The following is a 6,848-nucleotide window of genomic DNA, read 5'->3' on the forward strand; positions in this document are numbered from 1 at the left end:
CTCCGGTTGCCCCGGTTGCCCCGGTTGCTCCGGTTGGTACATTAATCTTAATTTTATTCTTTACTTTGCACTTGCTATCATGTGAAGAACGTTTTTTCTTACATCTGCATTTTTTATATCCACATTCACTACAGATTTCATGGTAACCCATAATGAGATTCCTCCTTTTAACCTTCGTTTATAAATCGTATGCTCAAGAGACAATGTCCGATTGGACTGTTTCTCCAATTCGTTCTTTTAAAAGGCAGGAATCCCGTATGAAATAACAGTTATAACAGAATTAGAAATATTATTAAGTTTGTTGCCGAGTTGCTCATGTATAATGGTTCCAAAATAAGTTTCTAGTTCAAGAGGCCATAAAAAACATAAATTACCTCTAATCTCCAAATTGTATATATTTTACATAATTGCAATAAATTAATTTATCAGCTTGAGGAGCTTAATGAAAAGAATCAGAAATTCTTTCATAGGTATATTGAGGGAATAAGATTGGCCTAGAATTAAAATGTAGAATTTTGCTTCAAAATCACATGGAAAAGAAAGTCTTTTGAAAAATTTTGATGTAATAGAGAAAAGTCCTTAGAGGAGATAATTCACTCAAAGAACTTTTTCTATTAGGTATTGTTAATGGATAATGAGAAATTGAAATGGCGGTCCGATATCTCAAACAGGAGATATTAGGTTGGATAATACAAAATCATACTCAATCGGGTTAATGTCCTTCCTGCATTATGATAGGTATGGGGGCTGTCTGCCCCGTTCCCTCCATATGCGCATCAGAACTTAGAAAACCGCCTTTCTCGACTGAGTAAACGTCAAAGCGTCTGTCATCATCAAACAAAAAATTGGGAAAGACTCGATATTTTCCATTGTCTTCAGATAATGTTTTAATTTCATTTCTCAAAACAACTTGGGTATCTGGTTGTGGATTATTTATGAGTGAAGTAAAAGAAATCTTTAATCCATTTGCGATTTTCCAGATAGTTGTAATCGTAGGGCTCGATTCCCCTCTTTCGATTTGACCGATCATCGTTTTGCTTACTCCAGTTAGTTCAGCAACTCTTTCAAGACTTAATTTCTTACTTTCACGAAAGGCTTTTACGTTTTTTGCAATGATAAGATGTATCTCCTCCTTTTTATTTAGGCATGAGAGTTTCAAAAATCTGCAAAGAATGATTTGATTACGTGACGGAAAACCTGGCGTTGAGACTACCTTTTTGCAGAGGCATTGAGATTGGTCATAAGTAGCAGAAGGTAGCGAAAAGACTCGTTCTTTATCTGTTCGTGCAAGATCTGGCTGATGTAGATCGTGCTGGGCTTACCCGAGGAAAAAATCAGATTAAAAAGACAATTGGTAGTATCCCCGCCAGACATTACATGGCGGGGTATATACTGTATCCTTTTCTCTAGCAGGAAGTAACCCTATATATGATGATGAACAACCTATCATCAATTTAGTTTATCAACCCTTGTTCCGGTTTAATAGAATAAGCCCAAAAGGTCCCTTTCTTATTGATGCTGGCCTTGATCGTTGGCATACCTTTTTTAGTAAAAGTATACTCATTATAATGAACAGAAACATCATAGCCTTTAAGGTCTAATTGAAACCACTTTTTTACCATTGGACTGGCAGCGAGTATCGCTTTTTCTTTGGTATAGAAAGGTTTTGCAAATACCTTTTGGCGTTCCTCATCGGATACATAGTCAACCTCTTTGCTTGAGGTTACTGACACCAATTTACCTGTTTTAGCACCTACATATACGGAATAACCGTGCTGTCTATCCCCAAAAGACCACACTTTATCGATGCTTTCTTTCGGACTTGTATAGATTCTGGCAGTAGGTAGAAGTTGAACCGATTGATTATTGGCCAGCTCTTTTATCGCTTTCTCAGCGGTTTTTACTTTACTTGGATCAATTTGTTCAGTCTTATACGAAGCCCCAGCAGAAATTACCTGTTCTGTTAGTGCGTCAAGTAAGACAGAAGCTGAGTCATTATCTGATCGAAACAACCAGACATTCTCCTTCTCCCATTTCGTTCTTTCTACGCTAGTAATCTTAAAAGTTTGTTTTTCATCTAGCCCCTTTAATGTTCTCATAACAGATTCCCGTAAGCTTGGCTTCACTTCTTCAAAGGAAAATCTGACATTCACATGCTTTACCTCGCCCGTTTTTTTATCGACAAGGATGTTGCCTCGATTGTCTTTGGCTTTAACGACCCAGAAGCTCGGATTTTGCCCGGCGATTTCGTCCAATTCAATTTCAACACCTTCTGCTATAGATTGCATGGCCTTCTTCATTGTTTCAATCACATGTTTGTCCAGTTCTGTAAGGGATGGTAGTTTCATTTCTGTAGCCGGTAAAGCATTCTCTGCTGCATACACTGATGATATCACCCCAGAGAAAGATGGTACGGTCTGTAACAATAGAGTAAGTGTGCATACCGCTAAAAGCGCTTGTTTTTTCATCACATGACATCCTTTCTGTTTGTTAATCACTTATTTGATCCAGCAAAACAGATATTGTTACACCATCCATAAAAAAAGGAGCTCGATGAAGACACAAGTTCTCTTTCGAAAAAAGCTAGGGTTGCTCTCCTCTCCTATTCCCAGTTCTTCTTTTGCTCGTTTGGAACAATAAATCTTGTAAATCCTCCAGATAAAATCTGAAAAAAAAGAGACCCGCCAGAAAAGGACAGGTCTCTTTTACGATATCATAGATGAAACTTACTAAAACCGAGCGTTTGAAGTCGCTGATTTATTGTATAAACGATTGTATACATTAGAATTACTTGTCATCTGTAGCGTACAGCTTTTCACATAAAGCGATTATTGGTTGTAGTGATTGTGGTTCTGCCAGGAGAAACATATGGTTAGGTGAATCCACATCTACCAGATTGAGCTTAGGCAATTTCCCCCTCCACCCCTGCCAATACGGTCGATGGTCCAAAGAGAGGGAATCTTCCTCCGTTACAAAATAAGGCTCTAATTCCCCTAAAAACAGTTCACTTTTATTCCGGAAATAATAGCAAGTTACTCCATGTGGGTCTACTAACGGAGATACCGCGTAATGTTTTAGGTCGAAAGCCTTTTGAATCCTTACATTTTGCTGAATTTGCGCCTTGGGTTGATCCTTTGGAACCGTAATTCCTCTTTCTTGAGCAAGTCCAATAAGCTGATCCAAAAATGTCTCATCATCCGCAAGACAATTCAATTCATCCCTATGAATGAGGGAATGCATCGGATTAGCCTGTTCAGCAGATTTTGCCGCTACCAAAGCAATGTTAATGGTTTGTAAATTCTTGGACTTCGTTGAGATTTCAGCCGATTGAATTTCTGAGTCATAATATGTGTCCAGCATTACTAAGGTATCAACAATCTCTCCCAATACCTGAAGCTGGCGCGTTACTTCATAGGCTAGCAGGCCACCTAGTGTTTTGTTTGATATTACATTGTTTATAAGGACGGGCGGTTACATTGGAAATGACAGGAATGCTCAAGGCTCCAAATGAAAATTGCTCTAAAAAATGTCTGAATTCCTGTTTTGCTTGCTCCATATAGCGGGAGTGAAATGCCCCACTCACATTCAAAATAATATACATTACGGCTCCGGCCGCTTCAAAGACTGGTTGAGCCTGTACAATTTCTTCCTTTCTTCCCGACAGAACAATTTGAGAAGGCGAATTATAATTAGCAATATCAATTGATGTAAGCCCGTTTTGTTGAAGAACCGCATTGATTTGCTCTTCACGTAAGCCCATGACGGCAGCCATACCTCCACCAGTAGCCTTGGCCATAAGCTCGCCCCGTTTTTTTACTATTCTTAATCCCGTTTCGAAATCAAAGGCTCCCGCCGCAAATAGAGCATTGTATTCCCCTAAGCTGTGGCCAGCCACGAAATCCGGCTTCTGTCCAGTCTCTTTCACTCTTTTCAGGTAGCTTAACGCATTGACGGTGTATAAAGCAGGTTGTGTATAATCGGTACTTCCCAACTGCTTGTTAGGATCTTCCAGACATAACTCCTTAATGGAATAACCGAGAATTTCATCTGCTTTTGCAGTTATCTCAGCAAATTCGTCAAACAGTGCCTCTCCCATTCCTTTATGCTGAGAGCCTTGTCCTGGAAACAAAAAGGTTGTCATCTTTTTTTCCTTCCTTCCCTTTGAAAGCATGTTTTTTTCCTTACCAGCACGTTGCAAACGCTCTATTACCTCTCGTTGCACCCCGTATGATGACAAAATGCTGTAACATTCCGATTGAGAATCAGAACGGATGATCCTTTTGGCAAAATTGCTCAAGGCCCCAGAAGGGCTAATATCCAGATAGATATAATCGCTTTCTTGCTCCATATCCTGCAAAGCTTCGAAAAAACAGATCGGTTGTCGTACAACATCCCAAAAATAATCCCTGTCTATTTCACTTGTCAGCCTTCCTTTTACCCCTGAAACAAAGGAAATAGTAGGCTGCTTTTGTCTTTGTGTGGAGAGAAAGGCTTTGTAATCCAATTCAGCAGGGTCAATCAGTGACGAATGAAACGCAAAAGAAACTGGTAGTTGCTGGGAAATGATATTTTGCTCCCTTAAAAATCTCTCAGCCGCTTGTATCTGAACCATACCCCCAGATATAACAAAATGGGAATGATAATTCACTCCCACAAGCTCTGTTTCGTTCTTTAGAATTCTATTTTCATAAACGGCCGGCTCTGCTAAAACAGCTAGCATACCTCCAGGAACGCAAGTAGATTCAAATACCTCTGCCTGTTTAAGTACAGCCGTAAGAGCTTGCTCTGCATCTAAAATCCCAGCAACAGCCGCGGCGGCAAATTCTCCAAGACTGCTCCCAAGCACATAGGCCGGACGAATACCACTTTCGATCAAGGTCTTCGCCAATGCATATTCCAGCATAAAAATGGCCGGATGTGTATGTTTCGTCTGATTAAATCTATCTCCTTTGGCTTTTGTTGGATCGTATAAAATCTCAAGTACGGACTGCCCTGTAATGGAAGATGAGATCCGATCTAGCTGTAGCATCCATCTTCTGAAGCTCGGATTCTGGCCAAATAATTCTTTTCCCATTTGAAAATACTGTGAGCCTTGTCCTGAAAACATAAACACAATCGGTTTTTCCATCCACGCTCCCCCGTTCTCATACAGCCAGTACCCTTATTTAAAATCAAATAAATTTTTCTGATTTTTACGCATCCGAAACTTGATGAATTGCTCTTTATTTTCAATTTGGAAATAAATATTGTTTTTCAAAAGATAGCCCAAAGGATATCCTGGCTCTTTCCCATATGAGTGTCCCGGATATACGCGAACATTTGGATCGACCCTATTTCGAATTTTTTGTACGCTTTCATACATTTGATCTGGACATCCTCCCGGCGTATCGCAAATTCCACAGCCTTCCACGAAGATGGTATCCCCTGTTAACAATGCAGCAGATAAGAGAAAACAGGAACCTCCTGCCGTATGTCCCGGTGTTAGAAGACAAATGATCCTTGTCTCTCCCAGCATAATCTCATCTTCATCGGCAAAGGAGTGCAAATGAGGAGAATGATACTGATAATAGTCGATTTCTTCGGAAGACATGTATACCTTTGGCTGATACCGATTCACTAACGGTTCTACCAAATGAACGTGATCGTAATGTGAATGAGTAAGCAGGATCATCGTTACCTCTGCACCGAGGTCAGCAAGCATGGTCGTAATACGTTCCAAATCCCATGCAGGGTCCACAATTGCTGCCTTCCCCGTAGCTTGATCCATGATGATATAACTGTAATTGAAACCAACTTTGAGTTTGTATAAACGATAAGTATCATTCATATGATCCGCGTATCTCCTTTCAAAGTTGTTTATATCTAAAAAACAAAAAAGAGGAATTATTCCCCTCTTACATTTTTTATGTATGTAAATTGCGCTGATTGCGGTTACATTTTGCAGTTTATGTAAGCTTGCAGACACACCTTCTCCATATCGTCTACAAATATGTACACTACTCATTATTTCATGTATGTACCCTAGTTTCCCCTAACGTGCCGAAACAACGATTAGTTTCCACTAGAGAATGAATGGCTGTTACAGTGAAAATGTTTTGCCTATATGATCAAGAAAAATTCTTAATTTTATAATTAGTAGCATTATACAAATAATACTGCGAAATGTCGATAATTGTCAATTTGTTATTTTAATCATTAGAATTGCATAACATTTTATGGTTATTAATTAACAAAAGTTTGAAAAAATTATGGTTGATTTACTTTTCAACTAGACTATAATTATATTCAACATAAATAAAAACCTTTGCATAGCGCCCAGACATTTTGACTGCTGAAAGATGTACGTAAAAAAACTTTTTGAAAGGAATAATTACTTTGAAATGGTATGCTCTTTACGTAAGATCAGGCGGCGAAGAAATAGTTAAAAATCATTTGAACTATCATTTTGATGAACAAACTTTGTATGCTCTCATACCTAAGAGAAAAATTCCTGAGAAAAAGAACGGAGTCATTTTTCGCAATATTAAAATTTTATTCCCTGGCTATGTCTTAATTAAAACGGATATGACTTCAAGTGTTTTTTACAAAATCAAAGAAATACCTAACTTATACAAATTTGTTAATATAGGCCCCATATATTCAAAATTAACAAGCAGCAATCATGCTAAGAAGGATATTTCAATCACGAATTTTTCAGCTATTGATGATGAAGAAATGTCCCCGCTGTTACGGTTATTAGGCAATACAGACATCATTGCTTATTCAAAAATCCACTTAGAAAATTCAGAGGTCACTGTCAATTCGGGTCCCTTGAAAGGAATGGAAAGACAGATTCAGAAGGTAGACGG

General features: G+C 38.7%; 5 protein-coding genes and 1 pseudogene. 1 reads left to right on the forward strand and 5 read right to left on the reverse strand.

Annotated elements, in window-relative coordinates:
• Positions 1 to 677: 677 nt before the first annotated feature.
• The 5 genes and pseudogenes from AYJ08_RS04430 to AYJ08_RS04450 form a co-directional block, all read right to left on the reverse strand.
• Positions 678 to 1,159: pseudogene (locus tag AYJ08_RS04430) on the reverse strand (helix-turn-helix domain-containing protein).
• A gap of 295 nt (positions 1,160 to 1,454) precedes the next feature.
• Positions 1,455 to 2,468: a hypothetical protein gene (locus AYJ08_RS04435; RefSeq protein WP_064016744.1), complete on the reverse strand. Its 1,014-nt coding sequence runs from the start codon at positions 2,466 to 2,468 to the stop codon at positions 1,455 to 1,457.
• A 319-nt stretch (positions 2,469 to 2,787) separates the two neighbouring features.
• Positions 2,788 to 3,387, reverse strand: a complete 600-nt coding sequence (locus AYJ08_RS04440; RefSeq protein ID WP_231929001.1) for a thioesterase domain-containing protein — start codon at positions 3,385 to 3,387, stop codon at positions 2,788 to 2,790.
• A gap of 22 nt (positions 3,388 to 3,409) precedes the next feature.
• Entirely contained in the window at positions 3,410 to 5,128 is a 1,719-nt protein-coding gene (fabD, locus tag AYJ08_RS04445) for an ACP S-malonyltransferase (RefSeq protein WP_064016746.1), read from the reverse strand.
• Positions 5,129 to 5,161: 33 nt separating this feature from the next.
• Positions 5,162 to 5,827, reverse strand: a complete 666-nt coding sequence (locus AYJ08_RS04450) for an MBL fold metallo-hydrolase (protein WP_064016747.1) — start codon at positions 5,825 to 5,827, stop codon at positions 5,162 to 5,164.
• A 548-nt stretch (positions 5,828 to 6,375) separates the two neighbouring features.
• Between AYJ08_RS04450 and loaP the strand changes: the two genes are divergently transcribed.
• Positions 6,376 to 6,848, forward strand: a 473-nt coding sequence (gene loaP, locus AYJ08_RS04455) for an antiterminator LoaP (RefSeq protein ID WP_231929002.1), incomplete at its 3' end; no start/stop codon positions are given.

It is taken from the genome of Brevibacillus sp. SKDU10 (genome assembly GCF_001645205.1).
Lineage (GTDB): Bacteria > Bacillota > Bacilli > Brevibacillales > Brevibacillaceae > Brevibacillus_B > Brevibacillus_B halotolerans.

What these genes read in the sequence shown, in the direction of transcription:
- AYJ08_RS04435 (WP_064016744.1), bottom strand. Translation starts at nt 2,468, where the DNA reads ATGAAAAAACAAGCGCTTTTAGCGGTATGCACACTTACTCTATTGTTA.
- fabD (WP_064016746.1), bottom strand. Translation starts at nt 5,128, where the DNA reads ATGGAAAAACCGATTGTGTTTATGTTTTCAGGACAAGGCTCACAGTAT.
- AYJ08_RS04450 (WP_064016747.1), bottom strand. Translation starts at nt 5,827, where the DNA reads ATGAATGATACTTATCGTTTATACAAACTCAAAGTTGGTTTCAATTAC.